General features: G+C 69.7%; 18 protein-coding genes. 6 read left to right on the top strand and 12 right to left on the bottom strand.

The window, feature by feature from the left end; genetic code table 11:
* Positions 1-72 precede the first annotated feature (72 nt).
* A complete protein-coding gene (locus ABY44_RS26440) occupies positions 73-423 on the top strand; it encodes a hypothetical protein (RefSeq protein ID WP_027791350.1) in 351 nt (116 codons plus the stop codon).
* Positions 424-581: 158 nt separating this feature from the next.
* On the opposite strand, the gene ABY44_RS26435 is transcribed toward ABY44_RS26440, so the two are convergent.
* From ABY44_RS26435 to gtdA, 8 genes are all read right to left on the bottom strand, one after another.
* Positions 582-1,004 (bottom strand): DUF6691 family protein, encoded by a 423-nt coding sequence (locus ABY44_RS26435; protein WP_059696413.1) that lies wholly within the window; start codon positions 1,002-1,004, stop codon positions 582-584.
* Position 1,005: 1 nt separating this feature from the next.
* Positions 1,006-1,440, bottom strand: a complete 435-nt coding sequence (locus ABY44_RS26430) for a YeeE/YedE family protein (RefSeq protein WP_060171169.1) — start codon at positions 1,438-1,440, stop codon at positions 1,006-1,008.
* Complete coding sequence (locus tag ABY44_RS26425; protein ID WP_027791347.1) at positions 1,430-1,780, bottom strand: ArsR/SmtB family transcription factor; 351 nt, start codon at positions 1,778-1,780, stop codon at positions 1,430-1,432. The genes ABY44_RS26430 and ABY44_RS26425 overlap by 11 nt, the downstream gene beginning before the upstream one ends.
* 96 nt (positions 1,781-1,876) lie before the next feature.
* Positions 1,877-3,238 carry an MFS transporter gene (locus ABY44_RS26420; RefSeq protein WP_060171260.1) on the bottom strand — a complete coding sequence of 454 codons (1,362 nt, stop codon included), beginning with the start codon at positions 3,236-3,238 and terminating at the stop codon, positions 1,877-1,879.
* 80 nt (positions 3,239-3,318) lie between these two features.
* Complete coding sequence (locus ABY44_RS26415; RefSeq protein WP_060171171.1) at positions 3,319-4,527, bottom strand: 3-hydroxybenzoate 6-monooxygenase; 1,209 nt, start codon at positions 4,525-4,527, stop codon at positions 3,319-3,321.
* Between the two features lie 19 nt (positions 4,528-4,546).
* Entirely contained in the window at positions 4,547-5,188 is a 642-nt protein-coding gene (gene maiA, locus ABY44_RS26410; protein WP_060171173.1) for a maleylacetoacetate isomerase, read from the bottom strand.
* 25 nt (positions 5,189-5,213) lie between these two features.
* Positions 5,214-5,912, bottom strand: a complete 699-nt coding sequence (locus ABY44_RS26405; RefSeq protein ID WP_060085119.1) for a fumarylacetoacetate hydrolase family protein — start codon at positions 5,910-5,912, stop codon at positions 5,214-5,216.
* Between the two features lie 84 nt (positions 5,913-5,996).
* Positions 5,997-7,040 carry a gentisate 1,2-dioxygenase gene (gtdA, locus tag ABY44_RS26400; RefSeq protein WP_060171175.1) on the bottom strand — a complete coding sequence of 348 codons (1,044 nt, stop codon included), beginning with the start codon at positions 7,038-7,040 and terminating at the stop codon, positions 5,997-5,999.
* A gap of 164 nt (positions 7,041-7,204) precedes the next feature.
* On the opposite strand from gtdA, the gene ABY44_RS26395 reads away from it, so the two are divergent.
* On the top strand, positions 7,205-8,149 hold the full coding sequence (locus ABY44_RS26395; RefSeq protein WP_059696422.1) for a LysR family transcriptional regulator: 945 nt from the start codon (positions 7,205-7,207) through the stop codon (positions 8,147-8,149).
* Positions 8,150-8,256: 107 nt separating this feature from the next.
* Here ABY44_RS26395 and ABY44_RS26390 read toward each other — a convergent pair whose 3' ends face one another.
* The 4 genes from ABY44_RS26390 to ABY44_RS26375 all read right to left on the bottom strand — a co-directional run bounded on the left by ABY44_RS26390 (position 8,257) and on the right by ABY44_RS26375 (position 12,057).
* A complete protein-coding gene (locus tag ABY44_RS26390; RefSeq protein ID WP_060171177.1) occupies positions 8,257-9,525 on the bottom strand; it encodes an NAD(P)/FAD-dependent oxidoreductase in 1,269 nt (422 codons plus the stop codon).
* Complete coding sequence (locus tag ABY44_RS26385; protein ID WP_027791339.1) at positions 9,522-9,755, bottom strand: 2Fe-2S iron-sulfur cluster-binding protein; 234 nt, start codon at positions 9,753-9,755, stop codon at positions 9,522-9,524. The genes ABY44_RS26390 and ABY44_RS26385 overlap by 4 nt, the downstream gene beginning before the upstream one ends.
* A gap of 245 nt (positions 9,756-10,000) precedes the next feature.
* A complete protein-coding gene (locus ABY44_RS26380; protein WP_060171179.1) occupies positions 10,001-11,128 on the bottom strand; it encodes an NAD(P)/FAD-dependent oxidoreductase in 1,128 nt (375 codons plus the stop codon).
* The gene (locus tag ABY44_RS26375) at positions 11,125-12,057 is read right to left on the bottom strand and encodes a 4-hydroxyproline epimerase (RefSeq protein ID WP_060171262.1); all 933 of its coding nucleotides are present in this window, start codon (positions 12,055-12,057) and stop codon (positions 11,125-11,127) included. Before ABY44_RS26375 ends, ABY44_RS26380 begins: the two co-directional genes overlap by 4 nt.
* Before the next feature lie 251 nt (positions 12,058-12,308).
* Here ABY44_RS26375 and ABY44_RS26370 point away from each other — a divergent pair, with 251 nt between their 5' ends.
* The 4 genes from ABY44_RS26370 (at position 12,309) to ABY44_RS26355 (ending at position 17,771) form a co-directional block, all read left to right on the top strand.
* Complete coding sequence (locus ABY44_RS26370; RefSeq protein ID WP_060171181.1) at positions 12,309-13,229, top strand: dihydrodipicolinate synthase family protein; 921 nt, start codon at positions 12,309-12,311, stop codon at positions 13,227-13,229.
* 233 nt (positions 13,230-13,462) lie between these two features.
* Positions 13,463-15,088, top strand: coding sequence for an APC family permease (locus ABY44_RS26365; protein WP_060171183.1), 1,626 nt, complete (start codon positions 13,463-13,465; stop codon positions 15,086-15,088).
* 75 nt (positions 15,089-15,163) lie between these two features.
* Entirely contained in the window at positions 15,164-16,756 is a 1,593-nt protein-coding gene (locus ABY44_RS26360) for an aldehyde dehydrogenase (NADP(+)) (RefSeq protein WP_060171186.1), read from the top strand.
* On the top strand, positions 16,749-17,771 hold the full coding sequence (locus ABY44_RS26355) for an Ldh family oxidoreductase (protein ID WP_060171188.1): 1,023 nt from the start codon (positions 16,749-16,751) through the stop codon (positions 17,769-17,771). Before ABY44_RS26360 ends, ABY44_RS26355 begins: the two co-directional genes overlap by 8 nt.
* Positions 17,772-17,825: the final 54 nt, after the last annotated feature.

The raw sequence follows: 17,825 nt of genomic DNA, 5'->3' as shown, positions 1-17,825 counted from the left end.
CCCGTTTCCCTAACCTGACTGCACGCTGTCGCCTCGCCGTCGCGAGGCCGCGCAACCGCAAAGGGAATCGCCATGCGAACGCATCACATCCGGCTCGACGCCGGGCAAAGCCACTTTGCGTGGTTCGACAAGGGCAGCCAGTTGATCGTGCTGGACGGCGCGCTTGCGGTCACGCTGCGCCACGGCGGGCTCGACTGGCTGCCCGACGCGCCGCGGCACATCCGCCGCTTGCTCGACGAAGGGGAATGCCTGACGCTCGAGACGGCCGGCCACGTGGCGCTGTCGGCCGGCGGCGCGGGCGCGGTCAGCACGGCCGTCGTGGAACCGGCAAGCCGGAGCGGCTGGCTCGTGGCATGGCGCGCGATCCTGCGCCGGCTGTCCGGGAGGATGCGCGGCGGCCGTCGTGTACACGAGCATTCGTGACATGGAAACTTGCCGTGGTGTCATGGAAGAGCGTCACGCCGCGCCGCATCAGCCGATGGATATCCGGCACGACCCGGTAGGGCCGTGCTCATGCGGATCGACCGACCTTGACCGGCGCAACCGCCGCAGTGCGCCTCCGGCATCCGGCGGTCACGGCATCACCGCACGCTTCTGCGCCTTTCGAACCACTCGAATACCGCCATCCCGGCCAGCATCGCGACGACGAACCCGATCCCCTTCGCCGACCCGAAGCCGATCGACACGATCGCGGGCCCCGGGCAGAACCCGGCGATCCCCCAGCCGATGCCGAACACGGCACTTCCGGCAACCAGGCGCACGGTGATCGCCCGCAGGGCCGGCAACTGCATCGGCAGGCCGAGCCATGACCGCGTCCGGCGCTTCGCCCATGCGAACGCGAACACGGCCACCCCGGTCGCGCCGGCCATCACGAACGCGAGCGACGGATCCCAGCGGCCCGCCAGGTCGAGAAAACCGAGCACCTTCTGCGGATTGGCCATGCCCGACACGATGAGGCCGACGCCGAACAGCAGCCCCGCCAGAAACGCGAATCCTGCCTGCATGTCAGCCTCCCAGCACGTGCCGTCGCACGAATACGGTCACGAAGCCCGCGACCATGAAGACCACCGTCGCGACCACCGAACGCAGCGCGCCGCGCGACATCCCGCACACGCCGTGGCCGCTCGTGCAGCCTCCCGCGTACCGCGTGCCGATTCCGACCAGCAGCCCGGCCGCCACCAGTTCGAACCAGCCCGCATCGACCTGCGGCGTCAGGCTGTTCCCGGCGACGCGCATCGCAAGCGGTGCCGCGACCAGCCCGGCGACGAACGCGGCGCGCCAGCCGCGTTCGCCGGCGCGTGCCGTGAGCAAGCCGCCGACGATACCGCTGATGCCCGCGATCCGGCCGTTGAACGCGACGAGCCACGCGGCGGCGAGCCCGATCAGCACGCCGCCCGCCAGCGACAGCCACGGCGTGAAATGAAGCGCATCAAGCTGCATCGCGCCGCCCCTTCGCGGCCGGGCCGCAGAACTGTTCGTACAGCACGCCCATCACCGCGATCGCGGCGGGGCTGTCGAGCGAGTAGTGGATGTTCTTGCCGTCGCGGCGCGTGCGGACCAGCGCGTTGTCGCGCAACACGCCGAGCTGCTGGGACAGCGTCGGCTGACGGATGTCCAGCGCTGCCTCGAGATCGCTCACGCAGCGCTCACCCTGGGACAGCTCGCAGAGCAGCATCAACCGGTCGGGATTCGACAGCACCTTGAGCAGCGCGCAGGCCGATTCGGCGGCCGCGCGCATCTGGTCGGGTTCCGGAAACCCGGCGGAAAGATCGTCGTTCATCGGCACTGGGAGACAATTAAAAAATCAATATTATATTGATTTGTATAATGTTGCGTCTCCCGGTCTGCCGACAGGTGGCCTTGCGCCCTCCTTCGCTCAGGCCCGTTCGCCCGCCATCGTCTTCGCGGCGGGCACGCGCGCCGCACCGGCACGAACCGCGCCGAGCGCGAGCACCGCGATCGCGGCGATCACGCACGGTGCCGCGACGACCGCAAACGCGGTCGACAACGGCACGCCCATCGCCAGCATCGCACCGCCCGCCATCGATCCGACGACCGAACCGCCACGGCCGATCCCGTTCGCCCAGCTCACACCGGTGGTGCGGCACTCGGTCGGATAGAACGCGGCCGACAGCGCATTGGCGCCGACCTGTGAACCCGACACGCAGAAACCGGCCGCGAACACGGCGAGCGCGGCGCCCCACGGCGACGCGGCAACCACGCCGATCGCGGCGACGAACACGCCGGCCGCCGCGTAGCTGCAGGCCAGGACGCGATGCGGGTCGAAACGGTCCATCAGCCAGCCGAGGACGATCGCGCCGAGCGTGCCGCCGACCTGGAACATCGCGGTCACGTGCGCGGCCGTCCGCAGCGTCGCGCCGGTCGTGCGCAGCAGCGTCGGCAGCCAGCTGGACAGCAGGTAGATGACGAGCAGGCTCATGAAGAACGTGAGCCACAGCAGCAGCGTGCCGCGCAACAGGTCGGGGCCGAACAGGCGGCCAAGCGGCGATCCGGCCGGCTTGCCGGCGGGCGCGGTGAACGACGCGTTCGAAAGCCGGGGATCCGGCGCGATGCGGCCCAGCATCGCCGCGATCCGCGCGGAAGGTGCGTGCCGATTGACGAGATAGCGCACCGATTCCGGCAGCCGCCATGCGAGCACCGGCAGGAGCAGCAGCGGCGCCGCGCCGCCGACGACGAGCACCGCGCGCCAGCCGTGGTGCTCGATCAGCGCGGCGGCCGCGAGCCCGCCGAGCGCGGAGCCGATCGTAAAGCCGCAGAACATCGTCGTCACCAGCAGCGAACGGCGCCGTGCCGGGCAGTACTCGGACGTCAGCGTGATCGCATTGGGCATCGCGCCGCCGAGCCCGAGCCCGGTCACGAAACGCCACGCGATCAGCTCGGTCAGGCCGCCCGCGCTCGCCGACGCGGCACTCGCGATGCCGAAGCACGCGACGCATGCGAGCAGCAGGCGCTTGCGGCCGAACCGGTCGCCGAACGGCCCGAACACGAGCGCGCCGGCCATCAGCCCCGCGAGCCCCGCGCCGAACACCGGGGCGAGCTGCGCGGGCGACAGGCCCCATTCCGCGCGAATGACGGGGGCGATGAAACCGATCGATGCGGTATCGAAACCGTCGATCGCGACGATCAGGAAGCACAGGACGACGATCGCGGCCTGAAACGGCGCAACGCGATGCCGGTCGATCCATTCGCTGACGTCGATGGACAGCGTATCGGTCATGGTGATGTCTCCTCCAGGAAGGCGGTCGCGCGTCGTGTCGTTGAATTGCGCGCCGCCGGAATCGGGCTCGCCGAGCTGCGTCACGCAGCCGGCGTCAGGCAGTCCTCCGCGCGCCAGCCGTGCAGCCAGTCGAGCGCGTCGTAGAACTGCGCCTGCGTACGGCCGACCCAGAGCCCGTTGCGCACCAGCCGCTCGACGCCCTTCGCGTGATAGATCCGCCCCATCTCGCGCGCCGAATACAGCACGCGCGCGGTGCGCGGAATCCGCACGCGTTCGTACAGCGCGAACGCGGCCTCGAAATCGCCGTCGGCCCGCGCGACGGCCGCGCCGAGCGTCACCGCGTCCTCGAGCGCCTGGCACGCGCCCTGCGCAATGTATTGCGTCATCGGATGCGCGGCGTCGCCGAGCACCGTCGCGCAGCCCTCGCTCCAGCGCTCGACCGGATCGCGGTCCGCGGTCGCCCAGCGCTTCCACGACGTCGGCCGGTCGAGCATCTGCTTCGGCAGCGGATGAATGCCGTCGAAGTACGACAGCACCTCTTCCTTGCTGCCCTCGCGCACGCCCCAGGTTTCCTGCTCGCGGCTGTGGAACGTGACGACGAGGTTGTACTGCCGCCCGCCGCGCAGCGGATAGTGGACGAGATGGCAATGCGGGCCGGCCCACACGACCGGCGCATTGATCTGCAGATCCTTCGGCATGTTGTCGACGTCGACCACCGCGCGATACACGACGTGGCCCGTCACGCGATGCGCATCGCCGATCAGCGCCTGGCGGATCGCGGATTTCACGCCGTCGCAGCCGATCACCGCATCGGCGCGATAACGTTCGCCGTGCTGGTCGGTCACGGTCACGCCGTTGCCGTCCTGCTCGAACCCGCACACCTGCGTGCTCGTCCGGAACTCGATCAGCGGATGGTCCTTGACCGCCTCGTAGATCGACAGGTGAATGTCCGCTCGATGAATCACCGCATACGGATTGCCGAAGCGCTCGCGGTACGCGGCACCCGTATCGATGCGCGCAACCTCGCGCGCATCGACCGCATCCATCAGTTGCAGCCAGTCGGTGAACACGGCCCGGCTGCGCGCGGCCTCGCCGACACCCAGCGCATCGAGCGCGTTGAACGCGTTCGCCGCGAGCTGAATCCCCGCGCCGATCTCGCCGATCTGCTCCGCCTGTTCGAGCAGCTTCACGCGGATGCCCTGGCGCGCGAGCGCGAGCGCTGCCGCGAGCCCGCCGATGCCGCCGCCGATCACCAGCACGCGCCGGCCGTTGTCTTGTGTCTCGCCCATCCTTGTCTCCTGCTTCGTGTTACGCGACGTAATCCGGTTGCCGCTGCGGCTGCGCCGCGTCGAACGCCGGCTCGTGCCGTGCGTATTCGTACACCGCGAGGCTGCGGGGATACGCGCTCAGGTCGCAATCCATCCGCAGCGCGTTCGCGACCTGCGGCACGAGGCACACGTCGGCCAGCGTCGGCGCGTCGCCGAAGCACCATGGGCCCTCGTCCGCGCGCGCGAGCAGCCGCTCGACGCCGGCCATCCCTTCCGCGACCCAGTGCCGGTACCACGCGGTCTTCTGCTGGGCCGTGACCTTCAGCTCGCTGTCGAGATAGCGCAGCACGCGCAGGTTGTTGACCGGATGGATGTCGCAGGCGATCAGCGCCGCGAGTTCCAGCACGCGCGCACGATGTCGCAGTTCGAGCGGAATCAGTCGCGGCGTCGGCTGGATCTGGTCGAGGTAATCGAGGATCGCGAGCGACTGGCCGAGGCCGAAATCGCCGTCGACCAGCGCCGGCACCGCTGCGGACGGGTTCACGTTCGCGACGTAGGCCGCGTCGCGATGCTCGCCGGCGCGGATGTTCACCGGCAGCGTGTCGTACGGCAGCCCTTTCAGCGCGAGCGCGATGCGCACCCGGTAGGAGGTCGAGCTGTTGAAGAAGCTATGCAGTTGCACGATGTCGCCTTTCGGGGAAGATGCGTCAGACCACGCGCACGGCCAGTTCGCCGAGCCGCTCGACGCCGACCTTCATCACGTCGCCCGCCACCACCGCGCCGACACCTTCCGGCGTGCCCGTGAAGATCACGTCGCCCGGTTCGAGGCGGAAGAACCTCGACAGGTCGGCCACCGTTTCCGCGACCGACCAGATCAGGTGCGACACGTCGCTCTTCTGCTTCGTCGTGCCGTTGACGGTCAGCCACAGGCCGCCCTGTTCGAAATGACCGACGTCGCTCGCCGGATGCACGGGGCCGATCGGCGCCGAGCGGTCGAACGCCTTGCCGATCTCCCACGGCCGGCCCATTTCGCGCATCTTCATCTGCAGGTCGCGACGCGTCATGTCGAGGCCGACCGCATAGCCCCACACGTGTTCGAGCGCGCGTTCGAGCGGAATGTCCGCCCCGCCCTTGCCGATCACCGCGACGAGTTCGGCTTCGTAGTGATAGTTCTGCGTCTGCGACGGATACGCGAGATCGAGCGTTTCGCCGTACGCGACCGGCACGATCGAATCGGCCGGCTTGCAGAAGAAGAACGGCGGCTCGCGATCGGGATCGAAGCCCATTTCACGCGCGTGGGCCGCGTAGTTGCGGCCGACACAATAGACGCGGCGTACCGCGAACCGGGCATCGCTGCCGACGACGGGGAGCGCCACGGGCGCTTCGGGCGGAAAAACGAAAGTCATCAATGGCTCCAGCCAGAACGTGAATGAAGGAGGCGCACCGCGGCGGCGGCGCGCGGAAAACGGAATCCTTGAACGCTGCCGGCGTCAGTCGCGCGCTTCGCGCAGCAGGTTCAGCGCGGACAGCACGGGCCGGTCGGAATAGCTGAACAGCACGCTGTCGGACGACGCCGACAGCCGCACCGGCGCCCACGACGGCACGACGAAGACGTCGTGCGGCTCGAATCCGAATGCGTTGCCGCCGATGAACGCGGTGCCGCTACCCTCGACGACGCAGTAGATCGTCGCGTCGGTGCTGCGGTACGTGCGGCCGTCGAAACCGGCGGGCAGGAACTGCATGAAGGTGGCGATCGTCGGCATCGGCCAGCCGCCCGTCGCGGGGTTCACATAGCGCAGCTTCACGCCGTCCCACGCGTCGAGCTCGCCGTTCCGGTACAGCACGTCGAGCGCCTCGCGGGTGCGTGCGTACGGATAACTGAACACCGGCGACGTCGGATCGCTCGCGCGATGCCGCACCGGCACCATGTTGTGACCGAAGCGGGCGAGGCTGTCGCCTTCCGGGCGATTCACGGGCTGCACGGCTTCCGGGTAGTTCTCCGCGAAGCCCGCGTCGAGGTGTGCGACGAGCGGAATGTCGAGCCCGTCGAGCCACACGACCGGCTCGCCGCCCGCTTCCGCCGACGGGTTGCCGTGGTCGTGCCATGCCCACGACGGCGTGATGATGAAGTCGCCCGGATGCATCGTCGTGCGCTCGCCGTTCACCGCCGTCCACGCGCCGCGCCCTTCGACGATGAAGCGCAGCGCCGACTGCGTATGCCGGTGGCTCGGCGCGATCTCGCCGGGCAGGATCAGTTGCAGCCCCGCGTACAGGCTCGGCGTCATGCTCGACTTGCCGGGCAGCCCGGGGTTCTCCAGCACCAGCACGCGGCGCACGGCTTCTTCCGCGCTGATCACGCTGCCGGCCTGCATCACGAGGTCGCGCACCTGCGCGTACTTCCAGATCGCGGCCTGCGCGGCCGGCTGCGGGGATTTCGGCACGAGGTTGTGCAGCGATTCCCACAGCGGTGCCAGGCGTTGCTCGGCGATCCGTGCGTAGTAGGCGGCGCGCGACGCGTCCGGATGGGTCGTCATGATGTCTCCTGGGAGTCGGCCGATCGGCGTCGGCGCTATGTCGGGTCGGGGACCGTGCTGCAGTCCGTCAGCAGATTTATATTCGACCCAGACATACCCGGTAAAATGATCAAATCATCTAATCCATATCATTCTGGATATACCTTCTCGCGACGAGGCATGCGATGGACTGGACCCACCGGCTGCGACTGCGGCATCTGCAGGTACTGTTGAGCCTTGCCGGCACCGGCAACCTGAGCCAGTCGGCGGTGGCGCTCGCGACCACGCAGCCCGCGCTGTCGAAATGGCTGAAGGAACTGGAAGAGGACGTCGGGCTGCCGCTGTTCGAACGGCATGCGCGCGGGCTGCGGCCGACCGCCTACGGCGAAGCGCTGATCGAGCATGCGCGCCGCGTCGAAGCGCAGCTCGACGTCGCGCGCGACGACATGGCCGCGCTGCGCGAAGGCGGCAGCGGCCTCGTGACGATCGGCACGTCAGGCGTCGCGGCGGCCGACACGGTGCCGCTCGCGGTGTCGCAACTGCTCAAACGGATGCCGCGCGCGCAGGTGCGGCTCACCGAAAGCACGATGAACCAGCTGATGCCGCAGCTCGCGCGCAGCGAACTGGATATCGTCGTGGGCCGCTCGGGGTCGACATCCGTCGATCCGCTGCTGCATGCCGAAGCGCTGTATGTCGATCCGGTCGTGTTCGTCGCGCGACCCGGTCACGCGCTCGCCGGTGCGGCGTCGGTCGGCTGGGACGACGTGCTCGCCTGTTCGTGGATCGTGTGGCCGTCGGGCACGCCCGTGCACAACGCGCTCGAGGCCGCGCTGACGGCCGCCGGCCGCGTTCGGCCGCCCCACTGTGTCGAATCGAATTCGTCGATCCTCAACCTCACGCTGCTGAACAACACCGACCTGCTCGGTGTCGCGTCTTATCGTGCCGCGCAGCGCTTCGAGCAATTGAACGCGATCCGGATCCTGCCGATGCAGCTCGAAGGCCAGGGCGCGGTGTCGATGTACTGGCACCCCGACAGTGCGAATCGCGCGGCGGTGGCCGCGACGATCGAGTGCCTGCGCGCCTGCGCCGCGCCGCAGGTCGGCGGATGGGAGAAAGTGACGGCGGAATGAATGACGCGGCCCGGTGTCAACCGGGCCGCGATGCTGCGATGCTGCGATGCTGCGATGCTGCGATGCTGCGATGCTGCGATTCCGCGATGCCGCGATGCCGCGATGCGTCACGCGCCGTCGCAGGAAGCCCTACCGTCCAGCATCAGCGTGCCGACCCGCGCGGGCACGAGCGGCGTGCGCGGTACCGGCGGCGTCCAGCCGAACAACGCCTGTGCAGCCGCACCGCACACGCGGCCCTGGCATGCGCCCATCCCGCAACGCGACTGCAGTTTCGCCGCCGTCCAGCCCGGCGCTTGCGCGACTGCCTCGAAACGCACGTCTTCGCAGCGACACAGCAGCGTATCGGGCCGCGCCAGCCGGCGGACCGGCTCGCGGATCGCAAACCGTTCGCGCACGGCGTCCGCAAACGCCTGCCAGTGCGCGCGCCGCGCGACGAGCGCAGCCAGCGGCGCCGTCTGCCCGGTTGCCGCATGGCCGGCAATCTCGCCTTCGACCATCGCCAGTTCGCTGCCGCCGACGCCCGTGCACTCGCCGGCCGCAAACACCCCGTCGCGGCTCGTACGCTGGTGCGCATCGACCGCTACCGCCCCGTTGTCGATCCGGCAGCCGAGATGGCTCGGCAGCACCGTATTCGGCACGAGGCCGAAACCGCACGCGAGCCGGTCGCAGTCGACGTCGAACTCGCGGTCGCCGTGCCGGATCCGCACGCGTTCGAGCCGCTTGTCGCCGAACGCCTCGACGACATGCGCATCGGCCCGGTACGCAGCCGTGACGAGCTTCGCGGCCTGCGCGAGCTTCGACGGCCAGCGCCACAGCCCGGCGCCGAAGCCGGCCACATCGCCCCAGCCCGCCTGTTCGAGCACGTGCGACACGCGCGCACCGGCCTGGCGGGCCGTCGCCGCGCTCGCCAGCAGCAGCGGCCCGCTGCCCGCGATCACCGTGCGCTGTCCGCGCACGTCGAGGCCGTACTTGACCAGCGCCTGCAGGCCGCCCGCACCGGTGACGCCCGGCAGCGTCCAGCCCGGAAACGGCAGCAGCAGTTCGCGTGCGCCGCAGCAGAGAATCAGCGTCCGGAAATCGAGCAGCAGCCCGCGTTCGTCGTCTTCGAGCAGCAGCGTGCCCGGCTGCGTTTCGGCGACGATGCGCGTTGCCGCGAGATGCGTGACGTTCGGCTGCCGCAATACGGCGAGCCGCTCGGTGGCGACCGGCGCGGGCGTGGCCGCTGCGCCCTGTCGCCAGATCTGCCCGCCCGCGCGCGGGTTGTCGTCGACGATCGCCACCGTCGCACCGCTTCGCGCGGCGGCCCGCGCGGCCGACAGCCCGGCCGGGCCCGCGCCGACGATCGCGATGTCGACGCTCAGTCGTTCCTGTTTCATCGCGTACGCTCCACCTGCATCCCGTCGCGGCACAACGTCTGGCAAGCCAGCCGGCGCCGCCCGTCGATCGTCATCCGGCACTCCTGGCAGATGCCCATCCCGCAAAACGGCGCGCGCGCCGCACCCGTGCACGACACGCGCGTCGTGTCGTCGCCGCTCGCCGCAATGGCGGCCGCGACGGTCGCGCCGTCGGCCACCGTCAGCGCGCGGCCGTCCAGATGAATGATCATGTCAGCCTCCGCCGGGCCGCCCCAAGGAGGCTGACCGCCCCCCCGGGGGGCAGCGAACGAAGTGAGCGTGGGGGTCGTTTCATATCAGCCTCCGCCGGGCCGCCCCAAGGGGGCTGACGGCCCCCTCGGGGGGCAGCGAACGAAGTGAGCGTGGGGGTCGTTTCATGTCAGCCTCCGCCGGGCCGCCCCAAGGAGGCTGACCGCCCCCCCGGGGGGCAGCGAACGAAGTGAGCGTGGGGGTCGTTTCATGTCAGCACTCCGGCTACAGGGGACGCGGTCAGGAAGCGTCCCGGCAAATACGGTTCGATATCGATGGGCGGCCGCTCGCCGGCCATCAGTGCGGCGACGAGCCGCGCGCTGCCCGGCGCGGTCGTCACGCCGAGCCCTTCGTGCCCGACCGCGAGCCACACGCCCGGCCGTGCCGGGTGCTCGCCGAGCAGCGGCAGACCGTCGGGGCTCGCGGAACGGAACCCCGTCCATGCGCGGATGCCGTTCAGGTCGGCCAGGTCCGGCAGATAGCCCACCGCGCGACGCAGCATGCGCGCGAGCACGGGCGGCTCGACTTGCGCGTCCTCGGTGTCGAACTGGCGCGACGAGCCGATCAGCAACTGGCCGGTCGGCCGCGGCTGCACGTTGAACGCGACCGACGTGCCGTCGCTCGCATGCGCGCTCGCCGCATAACCCAGCTCGACGAGCTGGTGCGACACCTGGCCCGGATAGCGGTCGGTAATCAGCAGATGGCCCTTTTTCGGGCGCAGCGGCAGTTCGGGCAGCAGCGTGCGCGCCGCAACGCCGTTCGCCACGACCACCCGCTCCGCGCGCAGCGTGTCGCCGCTCGCGAGCGTCACGCTCGGGCCGTCGACCGCGACGGCCCGGTCGCGCCGCAACGTGATGCGCGGCGCGCGCTGCAGCAGCCAGTTCGCGGTGACGGGCGCATAGAGGATCGCGTCGCCGGGAATCTTCAGCGCGCCGCCGAGGCCCGCGCGCAACATCGGCTCCAGTTGCGCGAGCGCCGCCGCGTCGATCAGTTCGCCGGCCACGCCGTGCGCGGCGAGCGCCGCCTGCTTCGCGCGCGCGAGATCCATCTCGTGCGCATCGGCCGCGAGCCACAGCGTGCCGCAGTTGCGGTACGCGCAGCCTTCGGGCATCTCGCCGCTCAACGCGCGCCACAGTTCGATCGAGTAATGGCTCAGCGCGAGTTCGGCCGCGTTGTCGTCCATCGCGACGAGGTGCCCCATGCCCGCGCCGGTCGCCCCGCCGCTCGCGTCGTCGACGACGAGCACGCGCAGCCCGCGCTGCGTGAGTTCGTGCGCGCACGCGGCGCCGACGATGCCGGCGCCGATCACGACGACATCCGTCTTCGCGTCGCTCACGGCGCGATACCCCAGCCGAACGGATCGGCTTCCTCGATCAGGAGCGTCGCTTCCGCGCTCAGGTGCGCACTGCCGCGGATCGTCGGCACGATCCCGCCGTCGGCTTCTTCGTAGCTCGCGTGGAACACGCTGCCGATCACGCTCGCCTGCCGCCACACGGCGCCCGGCGCGAGCTTGCCGTCGGCCGCGAGGCACGCGAGCTTCGCGCTCGTGCCGGTGCCGCACGGCGAACGGTCGTATGCGAGGCCCGGGCACAGCACGAAGCTGCGGCTGTCGTGCTCCGGATCGTCGGCGAACAGCTCGATATGGTCGATCTCGCCGCCGTTCGCGCCGGTGATGCCCGCGCGTTCGAGCCCTTCGCGCACGGCCGACGCATACGCGGTGAGCGCCGCGACGTTGTCGCCGGCGACGCGCTGCCCGTGGTCGCTGATCAGGAAGAACCAGTTGCCGCCCCACGCGATGTCGCCCTTCACGGGGCCGTAACCCGGCACGTCGAGCGCGACGCCCTTCGCATGGCGATACGCGGGCACGTTGCGCACGCTGACCGACAGGTCGTCGTGCAGCGTCGCCTCGACGGTACCGACCGGCGTTTCGATCCGGTGCACGCCGGGCGCGATGCGCCCCATGTGGTGCAGCGTGCGCACGACGCCAATCGTGCCGTGCCCGCACATCCCGAGATAGCCACTATTGTTGAAGAAGATCACGCCGGCCGCCGCATCGGGCGACACGGGCTCGCACAGCAGCGCGCCGACCAGCACGTCGCTGCCGCGCGGCTCGAGGATGCATGCGGTGCGGTAGCGGTCGTGCTCGCGCGCGAGCACGTCGCGGCGCTCGGCCATCGTGCCGCTGCCGAGCGCGGGGAAGCCGGACACGACGAGCCGAGTGGGTTCGCCGCCCGTGTGCGAATCGATGATCTGGATGCGCTTCATCATGAGCCGTCCGAAGTGGGGAAAGGAGCATAGCTTCCTCCGTCGCGCGTCCGTCCGCTTGTGGCTTTTCGATGAGGACGACGACGAAATCGGCATAGTGCGAAGCGCCCTTCCCGCGCCGTCCGGCCGCTGTGCCGATTTCGTCATTTTGCTCCGCGATACGACTCAAGCGTGATGGGCATTTGCGCGGCGATACTGGTTGCCACACCGACACACCCGTCGGCCGACCGATACGAACGTAGGAGATTTCAGTGAACCGCAAAGCCATTCAATGGACCGGGGTTTTCCCGGCCGTCAGCACCCAGTTCAAGCCTGACTTTTCCCTCGACATCGACGCCACGCACCGCGTGGTGAAGAACCTGGTGAACGACGGCGTGTCGGGCCTCGTGGTCTGCGGCACGGTCGGCGAGAACACGTCGCTGTCGACGAGCGAGAAACTCCAGGTGATCGAGGCCGCCCGCGACGCGGCAGGCGGCAAGATTCCGGTGATCGCCGGCATCGCCGAATTCACGACCGAATTCGCGCGCAATACGGTGCGCGAAGCGCAGCGCGTCGGCGTCGACGGCGTGATGGTGATGCCCGCGCTGGTCTACTCGGCCAAGCCGCACGAAACCGCCGCGCACTTCCGCGCGGTCGCGACGAGTACCGACCTGCCGGTGATGGTCTACAACAACCCGCCGATCTACAAGAACGACGTGACGCCCGACGTGCTGATCGCGCTGCAGGATTGCGAGAACATCGTCTGCTTCAAGGATTCGTCGGGCGATACGCGCCGCTTCATCGACCTGCGCAACGCGGTCGGCGATCGCTTCGTGCTGTTCGCGGGCCTCGACGACGTCGTGGTCGAGAGCATCGCCGTCGGCGCCGAAGGCTGGGTGTCGGGCATGTCGAATGCGTTCCCGAAGGAAGGCGAGACGCTGTTCCGCCTCGCGAAGCAAAAGCGTTTCGACGAAGCGCTCGCGCTGTACCGCTGGTTCATGCCGCTGCTGCACCTCGACGCGCGCCCCGACCTCGTGCAGTGCATCAAGCTGTGCGAAGAGCTGGTCGGCCGCGGCAGCGCGATCACGCGCCCGCCGCGCCTCGCACTGCAGGGCGACACGCTCGCGGAAGTGAAGGCCATCGTCGCGAAGGCGCTCGAAACGCGCCCGGCGCTGCCCGACGTCGGTCTCTGACCGACTCCCCGTGCGGCGGTGCGCCGGCCCTGCGCCTGCGCGCCGCCGTCTCCGGTCCGGCATGGCCTGCGGGCCCGTTCGTACCGGCGCCAACCCGCGCCGCGCGTGAACGCCCCGCCGCCCGCCCCGGTCGTTCGAACCGGGCGACGCCGGCCGGCAGGCCTGCGCCGCTGCTCCGTCGGAGCGCGACGCACCTCGAGCCTGTGCCGATATTCCCCCCAGGAGACAAGCCCATGCCAGGCCAAGGCAACGCACACCCGTCTGTCCCGCTTTCCCGTTCCGCGCACCCCGACGCGGGTCACGGCAAGTTCAAGAAACAGCTGTCGCTGACCGATCTCACGTTCATCGGTCTCGGCGCCATTTTCGGTTCGGGGTGGCTGTTCGCCGCGAGTCACGTCTCGACGATCGCGGGCCCGGCCGGCATCTTCTCGTGGCTGCTCGGCGGCTTCGCGGTACTGCTGCTCGGCATCGTCTACTGCGAACTCGGCGCCGCGCTGCCGCGCGCGGGCGGCGTGGTCCGCTACCCGGTGTTCTCGCACGGCCCGCTGCTCGGCTACCTGATGGGCTTCATCACGCTGATCGCCTTTTCGAGCCTGATCGCGATCGAGGTCGTCGCCGCGCGCCAGTACGCGGCCGCGTGGTTTCCGGGCCTGACGGTCGAAGGATCGAGCGACCCGACGACGCTCGGCTGGCTCGTGCAGGCCGCGCTGCTGTGCTTCTTCTTTTACCTGAACTATTCGAGCGTGAAGACGTTCGCGAAAGCGAACAACATCATCAGCATCTTCAAGTTCATCGTGCCGCTGTCGGTGATCGCGGTGCTGTTCACGTTCTTCAAGCCGGCGAACCTGACCGTGCACGGCTTCGCGCCGTTCGGCATGCCGGGCATCGAGATGGCCGTGTCCGCCGGCGGCATCATCTTCGCGTACCTCGGGCTCACGCCGATCGTGTCGGTCGCGAGCGAGGTGCGTAATCCGCAGCGCACGATCCCGATCGCGCTGATCCTGTCGATCCTGCTGTCGACGCTGATCTACGTGCTGCTGCAGCTCGCGTTCATCGGCAGCATCCCCACCGCGATGCTCGCCGGCGGCTGGCACGACATCAGCAAGGCGTTCACGCTGCCGTACCGCGACATCGCGCTCGCACTCGGCGTCGGCTGGCTCGCGGTGATGGTCGTCGCCGACGCGATGATCTCGCCGAGCGGCTGCGGCAACATCTACATGAACGCGACGCCGCGCGTCGTCTACGGCTGGGCGAAGACGGGCACCTTCTTCAAGGTGTTCACGCGCGTCGACGAAGCGTCGGGCATCCCGCGCGCGGGCCTGTGGCTCACGTTCGGCCTCGCGATCTTCTGGACGATGCCGTTCCCGTCGTGGGAAGCGCTGATCAACATCGTGTCCGCCGCGCTGGTGCTGAGCTATGCGGTCGCGCCGGTCTCGGTCGCCGCACTGCGCCGCACCGCGCCCGACCTGCCGCGGCCGTTCCGCGCGAGCGCGTTCGGCATCACCGGCCCCGCATCGTTCGTGATCGCCGCGCTGATCGTCTACTGGTCGGGCTGGAGCACGGTGTCCTGGCTGCTCGGCCTGCAGATCGTGATGTTCGTCATCTACCTCGCGTGCCGCCGCTGGGTGCCGACCGCACACCTGAGCCTCGCCGAACAGGTGCGCTCGTCCGCGTGGCTGATCGCGTTTTATGCCGCGATGATCGTGCTGTCATATCTCGGCGGCTTCGGCGGCACGGGCCGGCTCGCCCATCCGTACGACACGGTCGTCGTCGCGGCCGTCGCGCTCGTCATCTACTACTGGGGGGCGAATACAGGCGTCCGTTCCGACAAGCTTCAGCTCGACGACGACGAGGACTGACGCGCCCCCGCCGTTTCCCATGATCCCTTCGGCCGGGCGCGCCACGCCCGGCCCCTGCATTTTCCGAGGAAAACCATGCAACTCACAGGTCAGCTCCTGATCGGCCAGTCCGCCGTCGCCGGACAGAACGGCACCCTCCACGCGATCGCCGCCGCCACCGGCGAACGGCTCGAGCCCGCCTTCGGCGGCGCGAGCCTGCACGACCTGGAGACGGCCTGCGCGCTCGCCGACGACGCGTTCGACATCTATCGCGAAACGTCACTCGAAGCACGGGCAGCGTTTCTCGACGCGATCGGCCGCCACATCATGGCGCTCGGCGACGACCTGATCGAGCGCTGCGTCGTCGAAACGGGCCTGCCGCGCGCCCGCATCGAAGGCGAGCGCGGCCGTACGGTCGGCCAGCTCGCGCTGTTCGCGTCGCTCGTGCGCGACGGCGGCTTTCTCGACGCGCGGATCGATCCGGCGCGCCCCGAACGCAAGCCGCTGCCGCGCGTCGACCTGCGCCTGCGCAACGTCGCGGTCGGGCCCGTCGCCGTGTTCGGCGCGTCGAATTTCCCGCTCGCGTTCTCGGTCGCCGGCGGCGATACGGCGTCGGCGCTCGCGGCCGGCTGCCCGGTGATCGTCAAGGCGCATTCGGCGCACCCCGGCACGTCGGAACTCGTCGGCCGCGCGATCCAGCAGGCCGCGCGCGAATGCGGAATGCCCGCCGGCGTGTTCTCGCTGCTGTTCGACGCATCGCGCGAGATCGGCCAGGCGCTCGTCGCCGATCCGCGCATCAAGGCCGTCGGTTTCACCGGCTCGCGCCGCGGCGGCGTCGCGCTGATGCACATCGCGGCCGCACGCCCCGAGCCGATTCCCGTCTATGCGGAAATGAGCTCGATCAACCCCGTGCTGCTGTTTCCCGCCGCGCTCGACGCGCGTCACGACACGATCGCGCCGCAGTTCGTCGCGTCGCTCACGCTCGGCGCCGGCCAGTTCTGCACGAATCCGGGCCTCGTGCTCGCGGTCGACGGCCCTGCCTTGCGCGCGTTCGAGGAAACGGCCGCCGCCGCGGTGCGTGCAGCGCCCGCGCAAACGATGCTGACGCCGCACATTCACGCCAGCTACGAAGGCGGTGTCGCGGCGCTGCGCGCTCACGCTGCGGTCGAGCTGCTCGCGCAAGGCGCGGAAGGCGACCGGCTGCAGGCCCGCGCCGCCCTGCTGGCGACCTCGGCCGACGCGTTTGTCGCGCATCCCGAGCTGCGCGAAGAAGTCTTCGGCCCCGCTTCGCTGCTCGTGCGCTGCCCGGACGCCGACACGCTGCATCGCGTGCTGAAGTCGCTCGAAGGCCAGCTGACGATCGCCGCGCATCTCGCCGACGGCGACGCCGCCCTGTTCACCGCGCTGCGCCCGACCTTCGAGCGCAAGGCCGGCCGCATTCTCGTCAACGGCTTCGGCACGGGCGTCGAGGTCGGCCATGCGATGGTGCACGGCGGCCCGTTCCCGGCGACGTCCGACACGCGCACGACGTCCGTCGGCGCGCGAGCGATCGAGCGCTTCCTGCGCCCGGTGTCGTATCAGGACCTGCCGGATGCGCTGTTGCCGGACGCGATCCGCAACGGCAATCCGCTGAACGTGCCGCAGCGCATCGACGGCGTGCCCGCGCCGCGCGAGGTGAACCATGTCTGAGCAAACCGCCGAAGTCGTCCTGTCGCTCGATGAAGTCCATGCGCTCGCGCTGCGCGTGCTGACGCACCACGGCATGTCCGACGCCCATGCCCGGGCCATCGCCAACGTGATCACGCAGGGTCAGCGCGACGAATGCCATTCGCATGGCGTGTACCGGCTGCTCGTGTGCGTGCGTTCGCTGAAGAAGGGCAAGGTCGATCCGCAGGCCGTGCCGACGCTGCGCCGGCTGTCGTCGTCGATCGTCGCGGTCGACGCGCATCGCGGCTTCTCGCTGTTGAGTTTCGAAACGGGCCTGCCCGTGCTCGTCGAGATGGCGAAACAGCACGGCATCGCCGCGATGACGATCAACCATTGCTACCACTTCTCCGCGCTGTGGCCGGAAGTCGAGGCGATCGCGGCCGAGGGGCTGGTCGGCATCGCGATGAATCCGAGCCATAGCTGGGTCGCGCCGGAAGGCGGCAGGGAGCCCGTGTTCGGCACGAACCCGATCGCGTTCGCGTGGCCGCGCCCGGGCGGCGTGCCGTTCGTGTTCGACTTCGCGACGAGCGCGATCGCACGCGGCGACATCGAGCTGCATGCGAAGCAAGGCAAGGCGATCCCCCCGGAATGGGCGATCGACGCCGAGGGCCGGCCGACCACCGATCCGAAGGCCGCGCTGCAGGGCGCGATGCGCACGTTCGGCGGTCACAAGGGGTCGGCGCTCGCGGCGATGGTCGAGTTGCTCGGCGGCGCGCTGATCGGCGACATGACGAGCCGCGAGTCGATGGACTTCGACGAAGGCGTCGGCGCGACGCCGTGCCATGGCGAACTCGTGATCGCCTTCGACCCGAAGGTGTTCCTCGGCGACGATCTCGATACCGGGCTCGCGCGCGGCGAGCGGATGTTCGAATCGATCGTCGCGCAGGGCGCGCGGCTGCCGTCGCAACGGCGCTTCGACGCCCGCGCGCGCAGCATCGCGAACGGCGTGCGGATTCCGAAGGCGCTGTACGACGAGATCCTGACGCTGCTCGACTGATCGCCCGCGCACGGGGCCGGATCGCGCGGCGATCACCGATCGATGCGCGGCCCG

The sequence above is a fragment of the Burkholderia sp. ZZQ-2 genome (genome assembly GCF_050768715.1).
GTDB lineage: Bacteria > Pseudomonadota > Gammaproteobacteria > Burkholderiales > Burkholderiaceae > Burkholderia > Burkholderia cepacia.
This window is presented reverse-complemented; position numbering and strand designations above follow the sequence as displayed.

Bases quoted from the DNA above. Each gene is read 5' to 3' on its own strand.
- ABY44_RS26395 (WP_059696422.1), top strand. From the start codon at position 7,205: ATGGACTGGACCCACCGGCTGCGACTGCGGCATCTGCAGGTACTGTTG.
- ABY44_RS26420 (WP_060171260.1), bottom strand. From the start codon at position 3,238: ATGACCGATACGCTGTCCATCGACGTCAGCGAATGGATCGACCGGCAT.
- ABY44_RS26415 (WP_060171171.1), bottom strand. From the start codon at position 4,527: ATGGGCGAGACACAAGACAACGGCCGGCGCGTGCTGGTGATCGGCGGC.
- ABY44_RS26435 (WP_059696413.1), bottom strand. From the start codon at position 1,004: ATGCAGGCAGGATTCGCGTTTCTGGCGGGGCTGCTGTTCGGCGTCGGC.
- ABY44_RS26440 (WP_027791350.1), top strand. From the start codon at position 73: ATGCGAACGCATCACATCCGGCTCGACGCCGGGCAAAGCCACTTTGCG.
- ABY44_RS26375 (WP_060171262.1), bottom strand. From the start codon at position 12,057: ATGAAGCGCATCCAGATCATCGATTCGCACACGGGCGGCGAACCCACT.
- ABY44_RS26425 (WP_027791347.1), bottom strand. From the start codon at position 1,780: ATGAACGACGATCTTTCCGCCGGGTTTCCGGAACCCGACCAGATGCGC.
- ABY44_RS26405 (WP_060085119.1), bottom strand. From the start codon at position 5,912: ATGACTTTCGTTTTTCCGCCCGAAGCGCCCGTGGCGCTCCCCGTCGTC.
- ABY44_RS26430 (WP_060171169.1), bottom strand. From the start codon at position 1,440: ATGCAGCTTGATGCGCTTCATTTCACGCCGTGGCTGTCGCTGGCGGGC.
- ABY44_RS26360 (WP_060171186.1), top strand. From the start codon at position 15,164: ATGCAACTCACAGGTCAGCTCCTGATCGGCCAGTCCGCCGTCGCCGGA.
- ABY44_RS26355 (WP_060171188.1), top strand. From the start codon at position 16,749: ATGTCTGAGCAAACCGCCGAAGTCGTCCTGTCGCTCGATGAAGTCCAT.
- ABY44_RS26385 (WP_027791339.1), bottom strand. From the start codon at position 9,755: ATGATCATTCATCTGGACGGCCGCGCGCTGACGGTGGCCGACGGCGCG.
- ABY44_RS26365 (WP_060171183.1), top strand. From the start codon at position 13,463: ATGCCAGGCCAAGGCAACGCACACCCGTCTGTCCCGCTTTCCCGTTCC.
- gtdA (WP_060171175.1), bottom strand. From the start codon at position 7,040: ATGACGACCCATCCGGACGCGTCGCGCGCCGCCTACTACGCACGGATC.
- ABY44_RS26390 (WP_060171177.1), bottom strand. From the start codon at position 9,525: ATGAAACAGGAACGACTGAGCGTCGACATCGCGATCGTCGGCGCGGGC.